Annotated in this window: 18 protein-coding genes; 7 read left to right on the top strand and 11 right to left on the bottom strand. The window is 43.9% G+C overall.

What is annotated here, in order from left to right; genetic code table 11:
• Positions 1-95: 95 nt before the first annotated feature.
• Positions 96-2,567 (bottom strand): endonuclease MutS2, encoded by a 2,472-nt coding sequence (locus L990_RS05275; RefSeq protein WP_047446364.1) that lies wholly within the window; start codon positions 2,565-2,567, stop codon positions 96-98.
• Between the two features lie 145 nt (positions 2,568-2,712).
• Here L990_RS05275 and L990_RS05270 point away from each other — a divergent pair, with 145 nt between their 5' ends.
• Together L990_RS05270 and L990_RS05265 are read left to right on the top strand one after the other, a co-directional pair.
• Complete coding sequence (locus L990_RS05270) at positions 2,713-3,027, top strand: YbjQ family protein (protein ID WP_047446250.1); 315 nt, start codon at positions 2,713-2,715, stop codon at positions 3,025-3,027.
• A gap of 112 nt (positions 3,028-3,139) precedes the next feature.
• On the top strand, positions 3,140-4,756 hold the full coding sequence (locus L990_RS05265) for an ABC transporter substrate-binding protein (RefSeq protein ID WP_047446249.1): 1,617 nt from the start codon (positions 3,140-3,142) through the stop codon (positions 4,754-4,756).
• A 2-nt stretch (positions 4,757-4,758) separates the two neighbouring features.
• Here L990_RS05265 and L990_RS05260 read toward each other — a convergent pair whose 3' ends face one another.
• Positions 4,759-7,287: an NACHT domain-containing protein gene (locus L990_RS05260; protein WP_047446247.1), complete on the bottom strand. Its 2,529-nt coding sequence runs from the start codon at positions 7,285-7,287 to the stop codon at positions 4,759-4,761.
• Between the two features lie 456 nt (positions 7,288-7,743).
• On the opposite strand from L990_RS05260, the gene aspA reads away from it, so the two are divergent.
• Positions 7,744-9,207: an aspartate ammonia-lyase gene (gene aspA / locus L990_RS05255; protein ID WP_052180757.1), complete on the top strand. Its 1,464-nt coding sequence runs from the start codon at positions 7,744-7,746 to the stop codon at positions 9,205-9,207.
• A gap of 30 nt (positions 9,208-9,237) precedes the next feature.
• Here aspA and xseB read toward each other — a convergent pair whose 3' ends face one another.
• The 7 genes from xseB to L990_RS05220 form a co-directional block, all read right to left on the bottom strand.
• Complete coding sequence (gene xseB / locus L990_RS05250; RefSeq protein WP_047446246.1) at positions 9,238-9,438, bottom strand: exodeoxyribonuclease VII small subunit; 201 nt, start codon at positions 9,436-9,438, stop codon at positions 9,238-9,240.
• Positions 9,420-10,823: an exodeoxyribonuclease VII large subunit gene (gene xseA, locus L990_RS05245; RefSeq protein ID WP_047446245.1), complete on the bottom strand. Its 1,404-nt coding sequence runs from the start codon at positions 10,821-10,823 to the stop codon at positions 9,420-9,422. Before xseA ends, xseB begins: the two co-directional genes overlap by 19 nt.
• Positions 10,823-12,436, bottom strand: a complete 1,614-nt coding sequence (locus L990_RS05240; protein WP_047446244.1) for a S8 family peptidase — start codon at positions 12,434-12,436, stop codon at positions 10,823-10,825. The genes xseA and L990_RS05240 overlap by 1 nt, the downstream gene beginning before the upstream one ends.
• Positions 12,437-12,489: 53 nt before the next feature.
• A complete protein-coding gene (locus L990_RS05235; protein WP_081981602.1) occupies positions 12,490-13,281 on the bottom strand; it encodes a toxin-antitoxin system YwqK family antitoxin in 792 nt (263 codons plus the stop codon).
• 86 nt (positions 13,282-13,367) lie between these two features.
• Positions 13,368-15,287 carry a molecular chaperone DnaK gene (gene dnaK / locus L990_RS05230; protein ID WP_047446241.1) on the bottom strand — a complete coding sequence of 640 codons (1,920 nt, stop codon included), beginning with the start codon at positions 15,285-15,287 and terminating at the stop codon, positions 13,368-13,370.
• A gap of 248 nt (positions 15,288-15,535) precedes the next feature.
• Entirely contained in the window at positions 15,536-16,150 is a 615-nt protein-coding gene (locus L990_RS05225) for a fumarylacetoacetate hydrolase family protein (protein WP_047446240.1), read from the bottom strand.
• 11 nt (positions 16,151-16,161) lie between these two features.
• Positions 16,162-16,929 carry an exonuclease domain-containing protein gene (locus L990_RS05220; RefSeq protein WP_047446239.1) on the bottom strand — a complete coding sequence of 256 codons (768 nt, stop codon included), beginning with the start codon at positions 16,927-16,929 and terminating at the stop codon, positions 16,162-16,164.
• A 219-nt stretch (positions 16,930-17,148) separates the two neighbouring features.
• Here L990_RS05220 and L990_RS05215 point away from each other — a divergent pair, with 219 nt between their 5' ends.
• Together L990_RS05215 and mazG are read left to right on the top strand one after the other, a co-directional pair.
• Positions 17,149-17,928, top strand: coding sequence for an S-adenosyl-l-methionine hydroxide adenosyltransferase family protein (locus L990_RS05215; protein WP_047446238.1), 780 nt, complete (start codon positions 17,149-17,151; stop codon positions 17,926-17,928).
• A 13-nt stretch (positions 17,929-17,941) separates the two neighbouring features.
• Positions 17,942-18,715, top strand: a complete 774-nt coding sequence (mazG, locus tag L990_RS05210) for a nucleoside triphosphate pyrophosphohydrolase (protein WP_047446237.1) — start codon at positions 17,942-17,944, stop codon at positions 18,713-18,715.
• A gap of 52 nt (positions 18,716-18,767) precedes the next feature.
• On the opposite strand, the gene L990_RS05205 is transcribed toward mazG, so the two are convergent.
• Positions 18,768-19,436: a Crp/Fnr family transcriptional regulator gene (locus L990_RS05205; protein ID WP_047446236.1), complete on the bottom strand. Its 669-nt coding sequence runs from the start codon at positions 19,434-19,436 to the stop codon at positions 18,768-18,770.
• 192 nt (positions 19,437-19,628) lie between these two features.
• Between L990_RS05205 and L990_RS05200 the strand changes: the two genes are divergently transcribed.
• Both L990_RS05200 and hcp read left to right on the top strand, forming a co-directional pair.
• Entirely contained in the window at positions 19,629-20,516 is an 888-nt protein-coding gene (locus L990_RS05200; RefSeq protein ID WP_047446235.1) for an ATP-binding protein, read from the top strand.
• 167 nt (positions 20,517-20,683) lie between these two features.
• Complete coding sequence (gene hcp / locus L990_RS05195) at positions 20,684-22,330, top strand: hydroxylamine reductase (protein ID WP_047446234.1); 1,647 nt, start codon at positions 20,684-20,686, stop codon at positions 22,328-22,330.
• Positions 22,331-22,683: 353 nt separating this feature from the next.
• Here the strand turns inward: hcp and L990_RS05190 are convergent, their stop codons facing one another.
• Positions 22,684-23,409: a DUF6261 family protein gene (locus tag L990_RS05190; protein WP_047446232.1), complete on the bottom strand. Its 726-nt coding sequence runs from the start codon at positions 23,407-23,409 to the stop codon at positions 22,684-22,686.
• Positions 23,410-23,659: the final 250 nt, after the last annotated feature.

Here is a 23,659-nt window from a genome sequence, read left to right as displayed (position 1 = left end):
TCGTTAAATCAATTTCGCTATACATATCTCCGTTACCCGAAAAAAGAGGCAACGCGATCCTGATCCTTACAGGGTTTTACCCTAAACAAAACAAGCTAGACATCCAACTTTACGATGGTTATACCTGCTCCACCGAGCTCCTCGCGCTCGTCGCCCATCGTTTTTACAAGATCAACCGTTTTTAGGTAATCGCGAATGAGCTGCTTCAGAATGCCACTCCCCTTACCATGCAAAATTCTGAGGTCGGAGATGCTGAGCATGATGGCCTCGTCTACCAAATCACGAACAATCTCCAGCGCTTCATCGGCACGCATACCGCGCAAGTCGACATTGCTCTTAAAGTTGTTACGACGGGTTCCCATTTCTACAACAGCCGATGAAACCTTACGGTCGTCCCTGATCTTTTGCTGAAACTCCGCGTTCGAGGCTCTATCCAGCTTGTCGATCTTAACGGAGGTGTAGATATGCCCAAAGGCAACCGTTGCGGTTTTTCCAGAAAGCTGGGTAATTTCACCAACGGCGTCCTGCCCTTTTAGCCTTACCTTGTCGCCAAGTTCCAGCGGCTTTTGAGGTTTCTTGGCCTCGGGCTTTGGTGCTGAGTCGGCCCTGTTCCCCTTGCGCTCCTGCCGTAAACGAAGCTGCTCCATCTTTCGGGCAATACGCTCATCCTCCGACGAGGCATCCTCCTCTATCTTTTCCTTTGCCTCCTCAAACTGGCGGCGTGCAATACGGGTTTTCTCCTTTTCGGCGTTGCTTTCCTTTATCTCGCGAATGGTACGCTCGATGCTCTTGTTGGCTTCGGATAGGATGCCCTTAGCCTCCTGCCGCGCCTTATCCACCACATCCTTCCGTAAATCCTTAATTTCAGAAAGATCCTTCTCGTACTTTTCAACCAGCTCCTCTAAACGCTTCTCGTTGCGCTTAATTTTATCACGCTTGCTCTCCCAGTAGTTACGGTCGCGAGCAATTTGTCGCAGCTGCTTTTCCATATTCACGTAGTCGTCGCCCACCTTTTCGGCAGCCGAAGCCAGCACGCTTTCGGGTAAGCCAATCTTACGGGCAATCTCGAAGGCAAACGAGCTGCCTGGTTTTCCCATTTCGAGCTTAAACAGCGGTTGAATCTTATGCACATCGAACATCATCGCACCGTTTACGATGCCCTTTGTTTCGGCAGCATAGTATTTTAAGTTGGAGAAGTGGGTGGTTACAACGCCAAAGGTTTTCTTTTCAACAAACTGCCCGAGCAACGATTCGGCAATGGCACCTCCTACTGTAGGCTCTGTTCCCGATCCAAACTCGTCAATTAAAATTATAGACTTATCGCTGATCCCACGCAAAAACATCTTCATATTAAGAAGGTGCGAGCTGTAGGTACTTAGGTCGTTCTCCAAATTTTGCTCATCGCCAATGTCGATAAATAGGCTTTCGAAAATTCCCATTTCAGAAATCTCGGACAGAGGCACCAGAAAGCCGCACTGAAGCATGTACTGCAGCAACCCCACCGTGGTTAGGCAAACCGACTTACCCCCAGCGTTGGGCCCTGATATAAGCAGCAGGTGGTTTTCTTTGGTTAGCTCGATATTTAAAGGGACAACCGTTTTCCCTTCCTTGCGCAAGGTTAACGTCAGTATGGGGTGCTTGGCGTTTCGCCAGCTCAAGTTTGGATAGTCTACCAAAATGGGCTTTACCGCATCGATATCGAGGGCCAACTTTGCCTTAGCCTTGATAAAATCTACGGTGGCCATGTAATCTATAGCCCCCATTAAATCGGGAAGCATCGGACGCAGCTTATCGGCAAAGGCCGTTAAGATGGCAATCACCTCGCGGCGCTCGTCGTAATGCAGCTCCTTAATTTCGTTGTTGAGCTCCACCACCTCGATAGGCTCCACGTAAAAAGTTTTTCCCGTAGCCGATTCGTCGTGCACAAAGCCACGAATCTTGCGCTTGTTGGCGGCGCTTACAGGAATCACGGGGCGTCCTTCGCGTATGGATATCTGAACATCGTCCTCTACAAAGCCTTCCGATTGCGCGTGCTTAAGAATGGCTGCCATGCGCCGAGATATTTGAGACTCCTTGGCATGTATCTCCCTTCTAATTTCTTGGAGCTTCGGAGAAGCGTTGTCCTTTACCCGGCCAAACCGGTCGATGATACGATCGATATCGGCAACAACCTGCGGAAAGCTAGTTATACCTTCCGACATGGTTAGCAGGTAAGGATACTTGCCCTCTTCCGTATTATTCAGGAATGACACAATTGCATTTACAACCTCCAAAGCGCTACGAAGCAGCACCAGTTCCTCCGAATCGAGGAACGTGCCAACGATATTGAGCTTCTTTAAAAGGTTATCCACATTTACATATCCCGACTGAGGAAATCCTTCCTCCATCATCAGTATCTGCCGCAACTCCTCCACCAGATTAACCTCACGGATAATCCACTCGTAGCTGGTCGAAAAGGTCGATAAACGGAGCTTATCTTTTGCCAATTCGGTTGCGCAGTAACGTTCGGTTAGCTGACGAATACGGTCGAAGCCAACTTTATCCTCAAAATTGTTAGGGTAAATCAATTTCTCTCTTTTTAGTACCGCAAAGTTAATCACCTAAAGCGGTTTCTTCAAAAATAGAAGCCAATAAACGCCAAGCGTATAACCAGAATCGCTACTATTCATCCAAAAGATTTGCTAACTTTACGCTAAATACAATTCTAAAACTATGATTGTAAGCACAACCCCAACCATCGAGGGACGTCAAATTGTTGAATACCTCGGCATTGTAACAGGCGAAACCGTGATTGGAGCCAACATTTTCAGAGACTTCATGGCAGGAATTAGGGACATCGTTGGCGGACGATCCTCCTCGTACGAAGAGGTTTTAAAAGAAGCCAAAGATACCGCCCTTCGCGAAGTAATTGAAGATGCACAGCGTAAAGGAGCCAATGCTGTCGTAGGAATTGACATCGACTACGAAACAATTGGACAAAGTATGCTTATGGTTTCGGTAAGCGGCACTGCTGTTAGACTATTGTAAGATGATTATAGCAAAACGCCCGTCCAATGGATGGGCGTTTTTATTTCAGTTAAGCGGCTGCCAAACGTGCCGTTTTTAATATCTTTGGCTACAAAAGCAGCAATCTTACAAAGTGATAAAGAAATTCCTCCTATTTGCGCTGGCTATTAGCCTTTTTAGTTGCTCCAACAAAAAGAGCGAGCTATACGATGTTCTCCGATTCAACGAATCTAAAGGAATAGCCACCCTCGACCCAGCATTTGCCACCAACCTTCCAACCATATGGCCTACCGTTCAAATTTTTAACGGGCTTGTGCAGCTTAACGACAGCCTCGCGGTAGAACCGGCCATTGCTAAATCGTGGGAGTCCAGCGCCGATAAGCTAATCTACACCTTTCACCTCCGCAAAGACGTAACCTTCCACGACGATCCAGCCTTTCCCAACGGAAAAGGAAGGCGAGTTACTGCTGCAGACTTTGTGTACTCTTTTAATCGTGTGCTCGACGACAAAGTTGCCTCCCCCAGCCGATGGGTGTTTTCCGGCATCGATACTACGTTCTACAGCAACGGTTTCTTCGCATTAAATGACTCAACACTACAGATTAAGTTAACCAAACCAGCCCCCTACTTCCTAGGAATGCTGGCAATGCCTGTTGCATACGTTGTGCCTCACGAGGCTATCAGCATCTATAAGGATGATTTTCGCAAGCACCCCGTTGGGACTGGCCCCTTCAAGTTTAAAATGTGGAGAGAAGGAGAAATGCTGGTTCTGGTAAAGAATCCCAACTACTTCGAATTTGATGGTAATGGGAAACGATTACCTTACTTAAATGCAATCAACATATCCTTCATTACCGATAAGTACTCTGAATTTATGGAGTTCATAAGGGGAAGTTTAGACTTTATCTCTGGCGTTAACCAATCTACCAAAGACGAGATTATCACCAACTCAGGAAAGTTAAACCCCAAGTATAAAAGTAGGATAAAGATGCTTGAATCGCCCTACCTAAACAGCGAATACCTAGGGGTGACTCAAAACCTAGCCTCCAATCATCCTTTAATGAACCCGCTTGTTCGAAAAGCGATTGCAGTTGGCTTTGATAGGCATAAAATGCTAAAGCACCTTCGAAAGAATATTGCAACTGCTGCAGAAAGTGGCATTGTCCCAACCTCAATTCCCGGCCTAGGATATACAGAGAAACCCTACGCCTACAACCCCACTCTTGCTGCAGAACTATTAAGAAAGGCTGGACATCCCAATGGAAAAGGAATCTCGACCATCACAATAACTACAACGGAGGATTATGTCGATTTGATAGAGTTCATACAGCACGATTTGTCGCTTTTAGGGCTGAATATCGAAATTGATGTTGTTCCTGGACCTTCATTCCGCCAGCAAATGGCATCAGGAAAGCTACCTCTTTTCAGGGGATCTTGGATCGCGGACTATCCCGACCCAGAAAATTACATGGCCCTATTCTACTCAAAAAACGAAAGTCCTAATGGACCAAACTATACACGCTTCAAGAATCAGGAATTTGATAAGCTATACGAACTGTCATTCACGCAGACTTCAGAAGCAAGAGCTGCAACATTTGCAAAAATGAGCGCCATCTTAGCAAACGAAACGCCATGTATTCCTCTATACTTTGATAAAGCTGTACGATTTGTAAAGACTAACATCCATGGCTTAGAACCTAATCCGATGAACTATCTCTACCTCAAGAAAGTCTACAAAACAAGAAACTAAGCCTATACCAAATCATAGAAATTTTCGAAATGACGCTCTACCAACGTTACGGAGTAGTCTCTAAAGCTTTGTGCTTCTTTGTGTAGATTAACCTCGGCTAGTATCTTCGCTAAATATTTAAGAAGAGCAACCTCTGCCAACTTGTACTTGCAGTTTCCCGATATTTCAAGAGCATTTCTGTAGTAGTACATAAACTTCTCCTGATCGTTCATTCTTAAACAGCTGTAGGCCAGCAAAACATAAGCACAAATTCTATTAATATAACTTTGGTTCAACGACAACGAGTTGATCTGACGCTCTAAAGTAAACGATTCGAAAGGAGTTAGTTCCTTTAATACGCCATTTTCTTCGTTACACAACTTCTTGTATAAATCAATTGCCATTAATGTTTTAGGATCATCAATAACTTTAGGTAGGGAAATGTCAGAAAAAGACTGCAATAGAGAGTTTGCACGCCTCGAATCTTTAAAAAGAAGTAGGTGTGGTATAATTTCTAAGTAGAAGTTTACTCTTGCCAACGTCTTATTTTCATACCTAGCCACGTAAAACTCTTCGACCCGATGCAAATCATCGAGCAAAGAAGCGATGTACTCCTTATTATGCAGAATATATGCATAGTAAATCTTCCAAATACCGTAGATAATTAACGAATAAGTGCCAATCGTTTTGTCAACCTTAATATCAAATAAGTCGGCAGATAACCCTAAAAAGTCGTCGTATTTAAGAAGCTGCGCGTTGGAAATTGCCAGTCCTGCTAAGCAGTAAATCCGCTCATTCGGCGTATTGGCCAAAGGAAGAAGCGTCTCCAACATTTTATTAAACGATGTATTTAGCCCATCAAAATCAAAAATGTTATTCGTAAGATTTTCTTTTGCAGCAGTATATTTTCCATACTCCTTAATCAGCAAGCTCTGAATTGGCCTATCCGATCTAAACTGAAAAATGCTTGCTCTAAGAATATCCTTATCCAAAGTAATAGAGGGAGGTAGCGAGTAAAAGTCTTTTAAAGCATCGAAGTTGTTTTCTGAATAAGCTAAAGCATACAGCCCATTGACAATGCGAACCTTTAAGTCTGAATTACAGTATTCCTGATCAACAATCTTGAACAAGTTGAAATCTACACCATTATTCCGTTCTACAACGTACCTAATAATAAGCAAATCCCTAAGGTTGGAGTGCGAAAAATCGACTTGAGTCACCATGTTTTTAAATCGATTTTCGACCGTCTCCTCAGACAAAATACCAAAAGCGAGCAGATGCTCATAGGCGGCAAAATAGTTCCCGTTTTTCCGTAAATGAACGGGGTACTTATCCTTTAAGTCGTTCTTCTTTACAGGCTGCAACCGCTTACCATAATCCTGGCTTTTAAGAATAAAGTTTATGATATCCAACTTTTCCGCAGCCCACTTCGAATTTACAATCTCTCGGCTTACAAATTCATCAATCAAATCATTGTAATTTTGCAGCAAGAGCATCTCTTCAGAATAGATAGAGACAAATATTTTAAGCATGTACGGATGCGAAACAGTCTCCTTTAGCGCAAAATTTAAGTGATCGACAATAATCTTCTTTTTCCTATTTTTTTTATTGATCTGATTATCTAAAACATCCTGAATTTCCTTGTAATTCAAAGGAGGTAGATTTGTTGCATCACCATTTAGCGGATTAGTTATCAACCCCATCCACTGGGAGTGCGAACTTTCGTGTCCCAAAATTTCATAAACCAACTCTCTTGACCATACGCTAGTTCGGGCAGAAACGACAACCTTTACATTCTCATAGGTTCCGATAAAATCTACCAGCTTTTTAAAGAAAGTATTCGATTTTGTAAGCGTACTATCAATTTCATCCAATGCATCAACAATCAGGATAAACTGGCGATTGGAGAGGTAATCGTTATTAGCAAATACATTATCGCCTGTACGAAAGACTTGAGTTGAGAGCCAACTCGCTATGGAAACGCTCGAATTATAAAGGCCATCAACCTGGCTACCATTTATAAAAAATATGATACTGTCTTCAAACCGCCGCTTTTTAACATGGCGATATACCCACGAGGCCATTCCCAAAGACTTCCCATATCCACCAGGTCCAACTAATGCTGTTGCCTTAAAGTTAGAGTCAAGCAGAGCACCAATGCTATCGTCCACAAAGTAGCGTTTTATAACATCCTCTGCGGCAATCCCTGCTCTTTTAAATAAATAGTTAACAGAACCTAAAGAGTACTTCTCTGCATTTTGCTTACCTAAATGCCACTGAAAAACTTCATCGCGGCTTGCTTCTACTTTCGAATTTTTCGCAAGAAAATCATCCCAAGATTCATAATTGACATACTGGGATAGCAAATTTAATGTATGAAGCGATGGTTTTGACGTTTTTGATAGCAAGTTCCACTGACGCCTAAGCGTAGTTTCGCTTACAGTACCACCACATTTATCGCGTATAGATTCGGATAAAATCTGACAATGCTTTACAGTTGTTATCTTTTCTCCAAACTCCTCTTCTACCCTAGCCTTTAGTCTTTCCAACATCCTTCATAACGTTGATTACAGCAACTCTAAGATAGACAAAAAAAAATGACAGCGATGACATTTGCACGTTTTTTTCTCAAAACATACTTTTGTCCCAATAACAACGCTTTTTGGTGAATATATATTTTTTAGGCACAGTTATAAATCAGATATTCATCAAAAAAGGGGCAGTGAACAAGTAACACACACCAAAAAGCGTTGTTTTTACCAACATCCCTATCTCTGACACAATCATCCAATTTCTTTAGTTACACATCCTGAAACCTCATTGCTTTCAGTTCATCCTGAATACCACAACACGACACTTCGTATTACGGTTTAAAAGCGAAAACTGGAATAACACTTACAATTCAAACAATAATTAACCCAATAAACTTAAAATTCAATTGTGCAATGGCAACAAAGATTTCGTATCTTTGCCGAACTTTATTTTACGTATAAACTGGAGGGTAAAGCATGGAAAGCTTATTTGCCAAACTCAGTTCTCAAAATGTAAATATCCCATTTTCTGGGAAAACAAGAACTGAACACGACTTGCTTGGAGACAAAGAAGTGCCTGTAGAAGCATTTTTTGGAGTCCAAACTTTAAGAGGTCTTGAGAATTTTAATATAAGCGGTGTAACGCTAAAATTTTTCCCAAAACTTATTGAAGCATTTGCTCTTGTAAAAGAAGCTGCAGCAGAAGCGAACTGCGAGCTTGGTTTGCTAGAGCCTAGCATTAAGGATGCAATCGCAGAAGCATGTAAAGTAGTAAAATCGGGTTCGTTGAACGAGCATTTTATTGTAGACATGGTTCAAGGTGGCGCCGGAACATCAACCAACATGAATGCCAACGAAGTTATCGCCAACATGGCGCTAGTTTCTATGGGCAAAAAAAAGGGCGAATACAAAATTGTTCACCCCAACAACCACGTTAATCTATCCCAATCTACAAACGACGCTTACCCAACAGCGGTAAAGCTTGCTGTAGTATTCAGCAACCGCGAGCTTATCGAAGTGCTGAAGCAGCTTATTGATGCTTTCCGCCAAAAGGGTGTTGAGTTTAAGGATGTCATCAAAATGGGAAGAACGCAGCTCCAAGATGCTGTTCCTATGACTTTGGGACAAGCGTTTGAGGCGTACGCTGTAACTCTTTCCGAAGAGATTGACAGGCTGGAACAAAACGTTAAGTTATTCCATGAAATCAACATGGGAGCAACTGCAATTGGTACAGGAATTAACTCTGATCCTGACTACGCTCCACTAGTAACCAAAATTCTTGCTCGCATCACAGAGTTGCCTCTTGTGCAAGCAGCAAACCTAGTTGAAGCAACTCAAGACACCGGAGCATTTGTAATGTACTCATCTGCACTTAAACGTCTTGCAATCAAACTTTCAAAGATTTGTAACGATCTAAGACTTCTTTCATCTGGTCCAAGAACTGGAATTGGAGAAATTAACTTACCTCCAAAGCAACCAGGTTCATCAATTATGCCAGGTAAAGTAAACCCAGTTATTCCTGAAGTTGTAAACCAAATCGCATTTAAGGTTATCGGTAACGACCTTACCGTAACAATGGCTGCCGAGGCCGGTCAACTTGAGCTTAACGTAATGGAACCTATCATTGTGTATAGCATCCACGAGTCGATCGAACTTCTGAGAAATGGAATGCGTACGCTAAGAGAAGAGTGCGTTGAAGGTATTACAGCAAACGTTGAGCACTGCCGTAACCTTGTTCATAACTCAATTGGCCTTGTAACTGCTCTTAATCCTTACATTGGTTATGAGAATTCTACAGCAGTTGCCAAAGAAGCTCTTGAAACAGGAAAGAGTGTATACAGCTTAGTACTTGAAAAAGGCCTCCTTTCTCAGGACGAGCTAGACAACATTCTAAAACCAGAAAACATGATTCAACCTCGTAAAATCACGAAGCTGAAATAACAAAAAAAGAGGTCCATTAGGACCTCTTTTTTATTCCTTCATATCCCGAAGAATTGTATCAACCTCCTCCTCTGTCTTACGAAGTTTTTCCTTACAAAACTTTATCAATTCCGATGAACGCTTCACATCTGTAGCAATCTGATCTATGTTCACCTCCTGACCTTCAAGACGCTGTAAGATTCCTTTCAATTCCTCTAACGCATCATTGTAAGTTAACTCTTTTTTTGCCATATCAACGGATTTATATTTTCGACTTCTTTAACGGCACTAACTACTCGACCTGATTCTAATAGCGTTTCCAACTCCTTCCCCTTCAGCTCCGACACGTCCCTCACAATCTTACCTTCAAAAAGAGTCAAAGAATACCCTTTTTTTAGAATTTCCTGAGGACTTGAAGATTCGATGCGAACAAGCAGATTTTCCAAATAATGAGATTGCTCCATCATTCTTAACTTTGCATTGCTTAAAACGGCATTTTTATATCGTACGAGATTGTCCGTTTTTGCATTTATCAACCGAACAGTCGCCTTATCCACTCGGTTAAGATAGCTGTCTACAAACCGCTGCTGAATAAGCAGCTTCCCTCTAACTCCCTTTGATATACCATAAACCAAGGAGTCCAAATTAAACTTAGAATCAGAAACGATTGTTTTTACACAATCGAGCAAATGAAATTCGACATCCATCGTAGCCATCCTCTGTTCTTGGATAAGATTGCGTGCATGGTAGCTAATCTCTCCTGCACAACGAAGTAGTTCATCCTCAAATTCCGCCACCATATCAATCAAGAAAGCAGCAGCTGCCGTAGGTGTTTTAAAACTTGTACGAGCGACAATATCTGTAACACTTTCGTCCTTATCGTGACCAATTCCGGTAATAACAGGTAGCGGAAATTGAGCAACATTTGCAGCAATATTATAAGAATCAAAACAAGCTAAATCATTTTGGGAACCTCCTCCTCTAATAATTGCCACCAGATCAAAGTCCTCGAGCCTCCTAAAGATAGCCTCCAATGAAGCAACTATAGATAACTCAGCCTCATTCCCCTGCATAACAGATGGGAAAAGTTCAATCAAAAAAGTATAACCAAAAGCATTTGACATCAACTGGTTGCAAAAATCCTGATATCCTGCAGCAGATGCAGATGAAACAACGGCAATTCGCTGTGGAACCTTAGGAAGATCAAACTCCTTGTTCAAGTCAATTATCCCCTCCTCCATCAAACGCTGGATAACAAGATTGCGCTGCAACTTCATTTCACCAACAGTAAAAGCAGGATCAATATCCACGATATTAAGACTTAAACCGTAAATTTCATGAAACCTAACGTCTACTTTAATCAGAACTTTTAAACCTTCTGTAAGCCCAATTCTTGTCGTCGTTTCGAAATAAGTTTTAAGCAGCCTAAACTTGTTTCCCCATATATTGGCATTTACCTTTGCTTTAATCTTAACACTATCAGCATTATCCTTCTCTATCAGCTCAAGATAACAATGCCCAGAGTAGTTCACCTTCAACTCGCTAATTTCCGCTACAATCCAAACAGGAAGCGGAAAGGCTGTCTCTAGGCTACTTTTTATTCTCTGCTGTAATTCATATAACGAAAGATGCTCCATCAATCAGCCAACTTGATAATTTTAGACGTAACATTTACGCCTTCAAATATAACTTTAAATAGATGAAGTCCAGAATCCAACCCTCCAAGATCGCTTAGCAGAGCAACACCTCTATTAAAATTAAGAGTTCCTAGCATAAGCAGCCTCCCCTGCAAATCATATATGTAATACTGTCCTAACCCTGTAAATGCGGTTGTTGTTTGAATCGTAAAATGGGTTGAAAAAGGATTCGGGCCAATACTCACCACCGGATCTTTTGTTGGATAATCCTGATACAACGACAAGTAAGCCTTTTCAAAATCAGGAATTCCATATCCGATTTGGTTATTTGGTACAGCATAATTTGAGGAAGATTTTAAAATTGCAGTCCTAATATCTAATGCCGTAGCCTTCGGGAAGGCCTCCCACAAACATGCTGCAAAACCTGCAATTTGAGGAGTTGCATAAGAAGTTCCATTCCCCTTTACAATATTCCCGTTTGCATCAACCAGCGAGGTTGCAACCCCCATGCAAACAACCTCTGGTTTTGTGGTATTGGGTAAGCCAACAGAACTAAATATACCTAATCGTCCAACATTGGTTACAGCGCCAACTGAGATTACATCTGGGGCATCAGCCGGAAACGTTATTACTCCCCAAGCCTTATTGCCTTCATTACCTGCTGATATTACGGTAAGAATACCCTTTTTTGCCGCCAAACCGGCAGCAACAGATACGGGAGCCCTATTTTTAGATAAATCTGCAACGGTATGATTCATCGAAGCTATATCAAACTTAGAATATCCTAAGGAAGAGGTAATAATATCAACTCCAATACTATCAGCCCGCTCTGCGGCCAAGCACCAGGTATACTCCTCAACCTTTTGCTCAAATTGATTCGATTCGGTTATGTATAAAGCATAGCTTGCGTCAATAGCGGAGCCATAGAATAGCCCCTCATTAACACCTGCTAAAAGCGATAGTATTTTTGTTCCATGAGCATCCGAAGCACGAAGAAAGTTTGATTTAGCGATATAGTCATAAGAATCAACAACATTAGATCTCATGCCTGATAATACAGAAAGCCCCTCATAATTTTCAAATCCGGCATCTATAACTGCAACAGTTATTCCTTTTCCTTTAAACTTTTTGGAATGCAAATACTGCCCCTTAATTAAATTTACTTGCTCAAAGGCTTCTCCATAAACACTCCCAGTGCTTTGTCCTGGATTTCCAAAATCGTACGGGTCGTCCAATTTTTGGCTTACCTGACTGGATAATGCAACATACGCCACATCAACATCCTTTACCATATCCAATGTAAAAAGACCATTTGCCTGCTCTGTAGTAGCCTCGACCAAAATTCCATTAAGCCATTTAGAGGTATAAAGCACCTTTCCTACTTTACTTTGTACTGCAGCTACATAATCTCGGCTGACAGGTAAATCTGTTGAATCAATTGTAATTCGTTGTTTCGACCTTCGTTCGATAGATTTAGCGGTCAAATACTTACTCGGGTCTGAGATAGAATACCCAACCGACTTTTTATACTTAAACGTTACAAAATAGGTTGTTCCTAATGTAATATTTGGAATAATTAACAACGAAATGAGGCTAACAAAAAAAACTCTCATAACTCGCATCTAAATTTCATACAAGTTATAAGAGTTTTTACTATTTAACAAATTTACTCCCTACTAATATTCGCTTCGCTTGGCTCTTCTATTTTTCCTTTCATTTTAGAGTAAGTCCGAAGCATCTCTGTTTCTTTTTTGACCATATCATCAGTTATTTCGGGGTAACCATTCTTATACATTACCCTCGAAAAAACAGATCCATCCTCATTGTAGGTAATCCATTCTTCTTCTTTTTCACCATTTACATATTTACCTTCAATCCTCTTTGCATTACTATCGTAAAATGCTCTAAAAAAGCTATTAGGTTTCCCTTCGGCATTGTAAACGACCTCTTCCATCATAGCCCCATTCTCATGGTACTGTATTCCATACCCGACACGTTTACCTCCAACGTACTTATATTTATACATTGGTGCTCCATTAGGGTAAAATCCATCGCAGGCCCCCTCCCTAACTCCATCTTTATAGGCATCAACATAAAAAACTGAACCATCAGGGCGATAAGTTTTCCATTGTCCTTCTTTTCTATTTTTCACGTAGCTGCCTTCTGCCAGAAGAGTTCCTACTCGACTAAACATTTGTGCTTTAACAGCATCATTGCCTTCTTGATAAATCAACAACGACTGCAATTTCCCATTCGGAAAATAGCGCTTAACTGTGCCAACCGGCTTATCGTTCTTAAATTGGGCTATATACTGCACGGTGCTATCTGGATAATACTTTTTCCACCAACCATTCTTCTTTCCGCTGGTGCCTATTTGATTAAAAACAGTATCCTGCTGCGCCACTGCCCCCACTGAAATGAAAAGCAGACCACCAATAAAAGCTAACATCAACCTCATATTCCTCTTTTTAAGATTGCTAAGATAGCAACACCTTATAATAAAAAAGCCCCTATTACGGGGCTTTTCTTATATATCGATCAAAATTACTTAACCTCTTCGAAGTCAACATCAGTAACAGAACCATCCTTACCTCCGTTGTTGGCGTTTTGACCAGCACCAGCGTTTTCTGGTTGCTCGCCACCTTGAGGCCCAGCCTGTCCACCTGCATTATACATTTGCTGAGATGCAGCATTCCAGTGCTCGTTTAGAACACGTGTAGCCTCTTCTATCGCAGCAATGTCTTGACTTGAATGTGCTGTTTTAAGGTTCGCTAGCGCATCTTCAATATCCTTCTTCTTGTCAGCAGGAATCTTATCACCAAATTCTTTAAGCTGCTTTTCGGTTTGGAAAATAAGAGAATCAGCCTGATTTAGCTTATCAACCTTCTCGCGAGCTTGCTTATCTGCCTCTTCATTGGCCTTAGCCTCTTCGCGCATACGCTTAATTTCGTCGTCAGTAAGACCTGATGATGCTGTAATGCTAATCTTTTGCTCCTTACCTGTAGCTTTATCCTTAGCCGTTACGTGTAGGATACCATTCGCATCAATATCAAAAGTAACCTCAATTTGAGGTACACCACGTGGTGCAGAAGGAATTCCATCAAGAGAGAAACGACCGATGGTTTTGTTGTCACGGGCAAAAGGACGCTCGCCTTGAAGCACGTGAATCTCTACAGAAGGCTGGTTGTCTGCAGCTGTTGTAAATGTCTCCGACTTACGAGTTGGAATCGTAGTGTTAGCGTCAATAAGCTTAGTCATAACACCACCCATTGTTTCGATACCAAGAGATAGAGGCGTAACATCAAGAAGAAGTACATCGGTAACATCTCCAGAAAGCACACCACCTTGAATAGCAGCACCTACAGCTACAACTTCATCTGGGTTAACACCCTTAGAAGGAGCTTTTCCAAAGAACTTCTCAACCTCAGTTTGAACTGCAGGAATACGAGTTGAACCTCCAACAAGAATCACCTCATCAACTTCAGAAGCCGAAAGTCCAGCATCTTTAAGCGCAATTCTACATGGTTCAATCACCCTACGGATAAGATCGTCGCAAATTTGCTCGAATTTAGAGCGAGTAAGCGTACGAACCAAGTGCTTTGGCATACCATCAACAGGAATAAGGTATGGCAAGTTAATTTCGGTAGAGGTTGTGCTCGAAAGCTCAATCTTAGCCTTTTCGGCAGCTTCCTTCAAACGTTGTAGAGCCATTGGATCCTTACGTGGATCAACCTTTGCATTTTCAGACATGAACTCTTCTGCCAACCAGTTGATGATATGGTTGTCAAAATCGTCACCTCCAAGGTGCGTATCACCGTTTGTCGACTTTACCTCAAATACGCCATCACCCAACTCTAGGATCGAGATATCGAAGGTTCCACCTCCAAGGTCGAATACGGCAACCTTCATATCTTGCCCCTTCTTATCTAAGCCGTAAGCAAGCGCTGCAGCAGTTGGCTCGTTGATGATACGACGAACTTTAAGTCCTGCAATTTCGCCAGCTTCCTTTGTTGCCTGACGCTGAGAGTCGTTGAAGTAGGCTGGCACAGTAATAACTGCTTCAGTAACTTCCTGTCCAAGGTAATCTTCAGCCGTCTTTCTCATTTTTTGAAGAACGATGGCAGAAATTTCCTGTGGTGAATATTGTCTATCGTTAATTTTTACTCGAGGGGTATTGTTCTCACCCTTTTCTACGGTATATGGTACACGAGGAATTTCGTTACGAATTTCTTCGTAGGTTTCGCCCATGAAACGCTTGATAGAGTAGATAGTCTTATGTGGGTTAGTGATAGCCTGACGTTTAGCAGGATCTCCAACTTTAATTTCTCCATTTTCTGTGAAACCAACTACCGATGGAGTGGTTCTTTTACCTTCGTTATTTGGAATTACAACTGGCTCATTACCTTCCATTACAGATACGCAAGAGTTAGTTGTTCCTAAGTCGATACCAATGATTTTACCCATAGTATGTATTTTTAATCAGTTTACTTTTGTTCGTTTGACAGAGATATGTCAATACTTATGCCAAAAGGCAAATACAGACAAATTGACAGTTTTCTTCTTTTTTGATGGCAGTAATCAGCATTTCGTATGACATGCCAGCGGCTATTATGGCACTACAGGATGCTGTAAAACGAGAAGTGCTACCTGCAAAATCATCTTTCAAATTTTACCCATAGCACCTCTTTTATTCGATTCGGCGATCGCTCCTCCTACTTTACCTCAAAGTCAAACATCAGCGTATCGCCAATGTAACCTTGCAGGCGGTCATTTATTTGAACAGGACCTACACCTGCAGGAGTTCCCGTATATATCAAATCACCTATTTTTAGCGTAAAGAATTGCGAAACGTACGAGATTATACGATCTACAGAGAAAATCATTTCGCTTGAATTACCTTGTTGAACAACTTCCCCATTCTTAAGCAAGGAAAAAGGAATGCTACTCACAGACTCAATGTTGTCGATCGGCAAAAAAGCGCTACTTAACGGAGCCGAAAAGTCAAAAGCCTTTGCCATCTCCCAAGGTAAGCCACGCTCCTTACAACGTTGTTGAAGGTCACGAGCCGTAAAATCGATACCTAAACCAACCTCGCTATAGTAACGCGAAGCAAACTTCTCTCCAATGCTTCGTCCTACCTTACTTATTTTAATAACCAGCTCAACCTCGTAGTGAACATCCTTCGAAAATGCAGGATAAAAGAATGGGGCATTGTTGCGTAGCAACGCCGTGTCTGGCTTTAAGAAAAAGACAGGCTCGGAAGGCACTGGGTTATTTAACTCCTTTGCGTGGTCTATATAGTTGCGACCTATACAAATAATTTTCATGCTATTGAAAGCTACTTTTGCATCATACTTAGCTTAATACGAGTAAGCACCTTTTTGGTGTAAAGCGGAAAATCTCCATTCATCATCCAAGCGTAGTAGCCGGGCTCCGAAGATAGAACATCCACTACAGGACGCCCCTTGTGCTTACCGAAGTTGAATACCTCAACATCCTTCTCGTTTAAAACGATGCGCCCTGCAAAATCGACATTGCGAGTCTTAGCCGAAAATTCAGAAAGAAAATCGATATCATTTTGAAGAATAGAATACCTATCAAGCTGCGATTTAAGCACCTCGTAGGTGGCTACCGTATCTGCCTCGGCGCTATGCGCGTTTTCCAAATCCTTATCGCAGTAAAACTTATAGGCTGCGGCAAGCGTACGTTGCTCCATTTTATGGAAGATCGTCTGCACGTCAATAAACTTGCGCTTCTTAAGATCAAAGTCAATATCCGCCCGAATAAACTCTTCGGCCAATAGCGGCAGGTCGAACTTATTCGAGTTATAGCCTGCAAAATCGCATCCTTCCACGTACTGCACCAACGATTTTGCCACCTCCTTAAAGGTAGGACAATCCTTTACATCCTCATCGGTTATGCCATGGATGGCGGTAGATTGGGCCGGAATATGTATCGTCGGGTTAACTCTTCGCGTTTTCACCTCGGTTTTGCCACCTGGCATTACCTTTAATATGCAGATTTCAACAATTCTATCCTTTACAAAGTCAATGCCCGTAGTTTCTAGATCAAAGAATACAAGCGGATTTTTAACGTTTAACTCCATTAGTTCCTGTAAATAGTTCAATATTTAAGGCATTAAGCCACGACGAAGGTAGCAAAAATGGCTGTAAACGAGCGCCTATTTTTTAAGTTTGCCCCTTCCCTTTTCATATAAATTGCTGAAAGTAGCCCCCGATCAATATTTGTTAAGAATATCTTCTTAAATTTGATAGTCAATAAGCAGCAACCACAACATAAATCCAACAGTTTCTTAACTAATAGAATGGCAATAGCAACACTCACTACCGATTGGGAACGGCACGACTACTACGTGGCGGCCCTTAAAGGGGAGATTCTCAAAAGGAATCCTGCTGTTGCCCTAATCGATGTATCCCATCATATCCCATCATTTCAGCTGCAAGCCGCGGCGTACATTGTACGAGGTATGTACCAACACTTCCCCGAAAAGACGGTGCATATTGTTGCGGTAGATAGCGAACCATCTCTTCGAAAACCAATTGTAGCCGTTAGCTATGCAGGGCACTTTTTTGTATCTGCGGATAACGGCGTGCTTGGCCTCATTTGCGATGAGGAGCCGGATGCGGTGGTAAGCATCGAATACCAAAACTTCGGCAACGGGTTTAACGCGCTGATGCCAATAGCTGATGCCACAGCGGCACTTGCAGCAGGAGAACCCATCTTAAATATAGGGGCCGAAAAGAGTGCAATCAACAGAATGCCGATGCTACTGCCAACCATAGACAGCTCCTTTATTTTAGGCAATGTCATCTACATCGACACCTTTGGCAACATCGTTACCAACATTACCCGAAATGACTTTGATCGAGTTGGAAAGGGGCGACGCTACGATATACTGGTACAAAGCAACCGCTACAAGGTAAGCAAGGTATCAGAGGCATACTCGGAGGTAGAAGCTGGCGACTTTGTGGCCATCTTCAACTCGGCAGGTCACCTAGAAATTGCACAGAACAAGGGGAGAATAGCCACACTGCTGAATCTAGACATCAGCTCGGCCGTACGTATCAACTTTTACAACCCGTAGAAATACAAGACAAATGAACGATAAGCTACAAAGTTTTGAACGCCTGCTCAACATCATGGACGAGCTGCGTGAAAAATGCCCTTGGGATAGGGAACAAACCTTCGAAAGCCTCCGCAGCAACACCATAGAGGAAACCTACGAGCTGATAGATGCCATCAACACGATGGAGGTTACCAACATAAAAAAGGAGCTAGGAGACATTCTTCTTCATGTGGTGTTCTACGCCAAAATGGCCTCCGAAAAGGAGTGGTTCGAAATTCAGGATGTAATAAATGCCCTTTGCGATAAGCTTGTTTACCGCCACCCTCACGTTTTTGGGGAGGAGGAGGTTGCCAACGCCGCACAGGTTATTCAGAATTGGGAGCAGCTTAAGATTAAGGAGAAAGATGGCAATAAAAGCGTGCTCTCGGGCGTGCCATCAGCGCTACCTGCATTAATCAAGGCAAACCGAATTCAGGAGAAAGCACGAGCCGTAGGTTTCGACTGGGAAGAGCGCACCCAAGTGTGGGATAAAGTGCAGGAGGAACTAAACGAGCTGCGCCACGAAATAGAGCAGATGAACCGAGAAAAAATGGAGAAGGAGTTTGGCGACCTGCTCTTTTCTGTAGTAAACGCTGCAAGGCTATACGACATTGACCCAGAATCGGCACTTGAAAAAACAAACAGAAAATTCATCAAGCGCTTTACCTACCTCGAAGAAAATACCATAAAAAAGGGACGCTCGCTAAAGGAGATGACCCTCGATGAAATGAACGAGATTTGGGAAGAGGCTAAAAAGTTCGATTAAGGCATATTCATATACCGGAATGCCCGCATTAGATTCTAGTGCGGGCATCGCTTTACTTTAGCAATCCCAGCAACCCGCCCCTATCCAGTATGGTAACGTTTCGTCTATCAAACGAGACCAAGCCATCTCGCTCGAAATCGGCAAAGACGCGGGCTAACGACGTACGGGTAACCCCAAAGTAGTCGGCCAACTCCTGCTGCCCCATAGGCAGGGTAAATGCGCGTAGCTGGTTTTTAGAAAGCTCCAAGATATAGTGCGCCAGCTTCTCCTTAATCGACCTAAACGAAAGGAAGTAGAGCTTATTGGAAAGAAATGTCGCCCGATTAGACATCATATCGAGATAGTTGGTAAGCACCTGCGAGCTCGACTGCATGATTCCCACCATCGAAGATCGAGGAATTACCACCACCTTTACCACATCGTTGGCAACCACATCAACCGGCAGACGATTATTTTGACCGAACAGGAAGGCGGGGGCAATGGGTCTAGGTGCCGCAATATCTTCAATCTTTACCACCTTCCCCGAATGGTCTACCATCTCCCCCTTAACGCTACCCTCAACAACCACCATTAGGCTGGAGTATACATCGTCGCGAGAGGCTAACACAGCCCCCCTGACGTACGACTTAACCGAAAAAGGGTATTGCCCCAGCAGCATTTCCAACGCCTCGGGCGAAACACCCTGAAAAAGAGGACAACGAGAAAGCACCATATAGTTCATACTTGCCAATTTAGAAGTAACCGCCGACCGATTATCCACCTTCCATTGTAGGAAGCCCCAGACGTCAAACAATCAGCAACCCAAAGTTAACAATTAAAAATGTTTTGAGTTTGTATCATATGGTACAGACTTGACGGCTGCAACGCCGTACGTTTGCATCATCAAGATCAAACAAGAATAAAAAGAGATACCATGATACGCGACATTGTTAAAATTGACAGAGAACTTTGCAACGGCTGCGGAAACTGCATAACCGGATGCCACGAGGGAGCTCTACAGCTCATAGACGGTAAGGCTACCCTTGTTAGCGAGCTGATGTGCGATGGCCTAGGCGCCTGCATCGGAACGTGCCCAGTAGGGGCCATCACCATCGAAAAACGTGAAGCCGAGGCATACGACGAGGTGGCTACCATCATTGAGATGATACCCAACGGCAAGAACGTGGTTACGGCCCACCTACAGCACCTGCTCGATCACAACGAAACTGAATTTCTGCGCCAAGCATTTGGCTACCTCCGCCAAAACGAGCAAACCATTCCCTTCGACGTAAACGAGGTTATCGACTCGCTGAAGCAAAAACCCAAGGCCACCATGGCTCCCATGCACCACCACCATGCAGGCGGAGGATGTCCAGGCGCTGCAGCCCGCAGCTTTGCCCCCAAAATGGCCAGCATGGAGACAGCCGACAGCAACCAGCCCTCGGCGCTAACCCACTGGCCGGTGCAGCTGCACCTAATCAACCCCAATGCAGCGCACTTTAGAGGAGCCAACCTGCTACTTGCGGCCGACTGCGTAGCCTACGCGCTAGCCAACTTCCACGCCAAGCATCTGCAAGGAAAAACGCTAGCCATAGCCTGCCCCAAGCTCGATAGCAACAAGGAGGTATACGTTCAGAAAATCACTGCCCTGATAGATAACGCTGAAGTTGACACCATCACCGTAATGCGCATGGAAGTTCCCTGCTGCGGAGGACTGGTACAAATGGCTCAGCTAGCCCGCAACAATGCCCAACGAAACATCCCCATAAAGGTTGTAGAAGTGGGCATACAGGGCGAAATCCTCGGCGCCCAGTGGATTTAGAACATGATGCTTAGAAGGTGAAATAAAAAATATTTTTTCTTCCATCATTTTCTTAAAAAAACTTGACACTTGGGGCTAATTAGCTTAACTTATCTACAGTTTAAAACTGTTAACTAAACCCGTTAAGGGGCAAATCAACTATCAATTCTTATTAAAAAACCAAAGCTATGAACATGTTCTGTCATCAATGCCAAGAGGCCGCTAAAGGAACTGGCTGTACCATTAAAGGGGTATGCGGTAAAGACGCTAGCACCTCCAACCTGCAAGACTTACTTCTTTTTGTTACCAAGGGAATAAGCATTATCCACACCGAGCTGCATGCCAAAGGGCACAGGCATATTGATGCAGACAAGTTTGTCCTTGATGCGCTGTTCTGCACCATCACCAACGCCAACTTCGACGACACGGCCATCACCAACCGTATTATTAAAGGACTTGAGCTAAAGAAGAACCTTTTGAAGGAGTGCAACTCGATGGGAATTCCACTTCCAAAGGTGTACGAAGTTACCTGGACCGCCAGTCCCGAGCATTTTGCAGAGGAAGCCTTGAAGGCAGGCATCATGTCGCTATCCGACAACGAAGATATTCGCTCTCTTAAGTCGCTTATCATATTTGGTCTAAAAGGGCTTGCCGCCTACGCCGAGCATGCTGCCAACCTAGGCTTCGAAGACGAGAAAATACACACCTTTATCCAAGGTGCACTGGCTAAAACCTGCCGTCAAAATATCAGCGCCGACGAGCTAGTAGGATTAACGCTCGAAACTGGCGAATGCGGCGTAACCACCATGGCCCTTCTCGATAAGGCCAACACCACCCGCTACGGCAATCCAGAAATAACCAAGGTAAACATCGGAACCAGAAATAACCCTGCCATCCTTATCAGCGGTCACGACCTAAAGGATATGGAGGAGCTGCTGGCACAAACCGAGGGTACCGGCGTAGACGTGTACACCCACAGCGAAATGCTACCAGCCAACTACTACCCAGCGTTCAAAAAGTATAGCCACTTTGTAGGAAACTACGGTAGCTCGTGGTGGAAGCAGCGCGACGAGTTCGAAACCTTTAACGGACCAATCCTCTTTACCACCAACTGTATTGTTCCACCGCTCGATAAGGCAACCTACACCGACAGAATCTACACCACCGGATCGGCTGGCTTAGAGGGGGCAATCCATATTGAAGGACGCAAGAACGGTAGCCCTAAAGATTTCTCGAAGATCATTGAGCACGCCAAGAGATGCCAAGCACCGGTACAGATTGAGGAAGGTGAAATTATTGGTGGATTTGCCCACGCGCAAGTTTTTGCCCTTGCCGACAAGGTGGTAGAAGCCGTTAAGTCGGGCGCTATCCGCAAGTTCTTTGTAATGGCCGGATGCGACGGACGTATGAAAGACCGCAGCTACTACACCGAGTTTGCCGAAAAGCTACCAAAGGATACCGTTATCTTAACTGCAGGCTGCGCCAAATACCGTTACAACAAGCTTCCGCTTGGCGATATCGGAGGTATACCACGCGTGCTAGATGCAGGCCAATGTAACGACAGCTACTCGCTAGCGCTAATTGCCCTTAAGCTGAAGGAGGTATTTGAGCTGAAGGATGTAAATGAGCTACCTATTGCGTACAACATTGCCTGGTACGAGCAGAAGGCTGTAATCGTGCTGCTAGCACTCCTTGCTCTTGGCGTTAAGAATATCCACCTAGGGCCAACCCTCCCTGCATTCCTATCTCCAAACGTGGTTAAGGTGCTTGTTGAGAACTTTGGTATAGCGGGTATTCAAACCGTAGACGAAGACATGAAGCTATTCTTAGCATAATGATACCTTTTTAATCCAGCAAAAGGCGCTCTTCGGGGCGCCTTTTTCATTTTCAACAGGAAGGGAGCTGCCAGCCTCTCTGCCCTCCCGCCCAACATCTGCTACTTAGGACGCAGCTTGCCCGCTAGCAACCGCCTAACCAAGCTGCGTTGTGGCGCATGCACCCAGCGCCTAGCAACGTACATCGGCGCGCATACACCTTGCCTCCTTGCTAAGCGCCTCGGTAAAAATGGGTGCCAATGGGGACTAATTAGCGAAACGCGGGAGGTATGCTACCTACCCGCCGGCTTAGCGTTGGCATAAAAAAGGGCCTCGCATCCCTGCGCGACCCTTTAAATAAACCTTTATGAATACTATTTCTTTCCTGCTAGCGTATGCCGAGCAAGAAGCTGAGCTCGCTTTCCTTCTATTATCTCGTTTATCTGATTTATCATCTGCCCGTACTCTGGCTTAGGCGAAACCGTAGCAAAGGCATTTATCTTTTTGAAAAGCGCCTTGCAGGCATTCTGCGCCTCACGACGCGCCACCACCGAAGACATAACCGTAGCCTTTTCGGCTGCCGATACCACCCGCTTTTGCTGTATCTCCAGGAATTTTGCTTCAGCCTCCATAACATCGTCCCAAAACGGTTCCGCCATGGCATCCTTTAGCGCCTTTGCCGCCGCAGCGTTCGACTTAAATATGCCATCTACCTTGCTAATAACCGCACTCTCGGCCTCGTAAGGAAGCGCCTCCACCTCCCACCCCTGCTGCTGAAATATCCCCAACAGGTAGCCTGCCGGCTGGTTCTTTTCTGGCTTAGGGTTACGAGCCAACGATTTAAGATACCCCTTCATGCTCGACACAAAGGCGTCAACCACTCCGTCGGCCTCCTCCAGCTCCAAGGTTTTCTCCTTTTCGCTTAGTACCGATGTCGATTTTTCGAACTGATCGGTGCTGCCCTCGAGCCGTAAAAGTTCGGCCTCCAGCTCCAGGGTGCTTACGTTAAACTTTCTCAATATTGTTATCACCTGCTTTAGCAAGCCTATTTGCTCGTTTACGCGTAAGCTGCTTAAATACGAACCTTTAATCTCTTCCATATGCTAGCTATTGTTTTAGTTTTAGTTAAATTTCCAAAACATTATGCAGAAAGTCAAACAAAACAATGCGCAAAAACTATGTTTTGCAACATGTTTTCACAGCTCTACGGTAACGCTCTCCTTCGGAAGTTCGCCGTCAGAGATTCGGATGGATGGAACGGGACTCCGGGCTGACCGTCAGAAGCTCGGATGGGCAGAACGGGACTCCGGGCTGGCCGTCAGAAGCTCGGATGGGCAGAACGGGACTCCG

This window comes from Alistipes sp. ZOR0009, assembly GCF_000798815.1.
In the GTDB taxonomy this organism is placed as follows: domain Bacteria; phylum Bacteroidota; class Bacteroidia; order Bacteroidales; family ZOR0009; genus Acetobacteroides.
Note: the sequence above shows the minus strand (reverse complement) of the source record. Positions and strands in the feature narration are given on the sequence as shown.

What these genes read in the sequence shown, in the direction of transcription:
- L990_RS05215 (WP_047446238.1), top strand. Translation starts at nt 17,149, where the DNA reads ATGGCAATAGCAACACTCACTACCGATTGGGAACGGCACGACTACTAC.
- L990_RS05225 (WP_047446240.1), bottom strand. Translation starts at nt 16,150, where the DNA reads ATGAAAATTATTTGTATAGGTCGCAACTATATAGACCACGCAAAGGAG.
- xseB (WP_047446246.1), bottom strand. Translation starts at nt 9,438, where the DNA reads ATGGCAAAAAAAGAGTTAACTTACAATGATGCGTTAGAGGAATTGAAA.
- L990_RS05190 (WP_047446232.1), bottom strand. Translation starts at nt 23,409, where the DNA reads ATGGAAGAGATTAAAGGTTCGTATTTAAGCAGCTTACGCGTAAACGAG.
- L990_RS05270 (WP_047446250.1), top strand. Translation starts at nt 2,713, where the DNA reads ATGATTGTAAGCACAACCCCAACCATCGAGGGACGTCAAATTGTTGAA.
- hcp (WP_047446234.1), top strand. Translation starts at nt 20,684, where the DNA reads ATGAACATGTTCTGTCATCAATGCCAAGAGGCCGCTAAAGGAACTGGC.
- xseA (WP_047446245.1), bottom strand. Translation starts at nt 10,823, where the DNA reads ATGGAGCATCTTTCGTTATATGAATTACAGCAGAGAATAAAAAGTAGC.
- L990_RS05240 (WP_047446244.1), bottom strand. Translation starts at nt 12,436, where the DNA reads ATGAGAGTTTTTTTTGTTAGCCTCATTTCGTTGTTAATTATTCCAAAT.
- L990_RS05200 (WP_047446235.1), top strand. Translation starts at nt 19,629, where the DNA reads ATGATACGCGACATTGTTAAAATTGACAGAGAACTTTGCAACGGCTGC.
- L990_RS05235 (WP_081981602.1), bottom strand. Translation starts at nt 13,281, where the DNA reads ATGAGGTTGATGTTAGCTTTTATTGGTGGTCTGCTTTTCATTTCAGTG.
- L990_RS05220 (WP_047446239.1), bottom strand. Translation starts at nt 16,929, where the DNA reads ATGGAGTTAAACGTTAAAAATCCGCTTGTATTCTTTGATCTAGAAACT.
- mazG (WP_047446237.1), top strand. Translation starts at nt 17,942, where the DNA reads ATGAACGATAAGCTACAAAGTTTTGAACGCCTGCTCAACATCATGGAC.
- L990_RS05260 (WP_047446247.1), bottom strand. Translation starts at nt 7,287, where the DNA reads ATGTTGGAAAGACTAAAGGCTAGGGTAGAAGAGGAGTTTGGAGAAAAG.
- L990_RS05205 (WP_047446236.1), bottom strand. Translation starts at nt 19,436, where the DNA reads ATGAACTATATGGTGCTTTCTCGTTGTCCTCTTTTTCAGGGTGTTTCG.
- aspA (WP_052180757.1), top strand. Translation starts at nt 7,744, where the DNA reads ATGGAAAGCTTATTTGCCAAACTCAGTTCTCAAAATGTAAATATCCCA.
- dnaK (WP_047446241.1), bottom strand. Translation starts at nt 15,287, where the DNA reads ATGGGTAAAATCATTGGTATCGACTTAGGAACAACTAACTCTTGCGTA.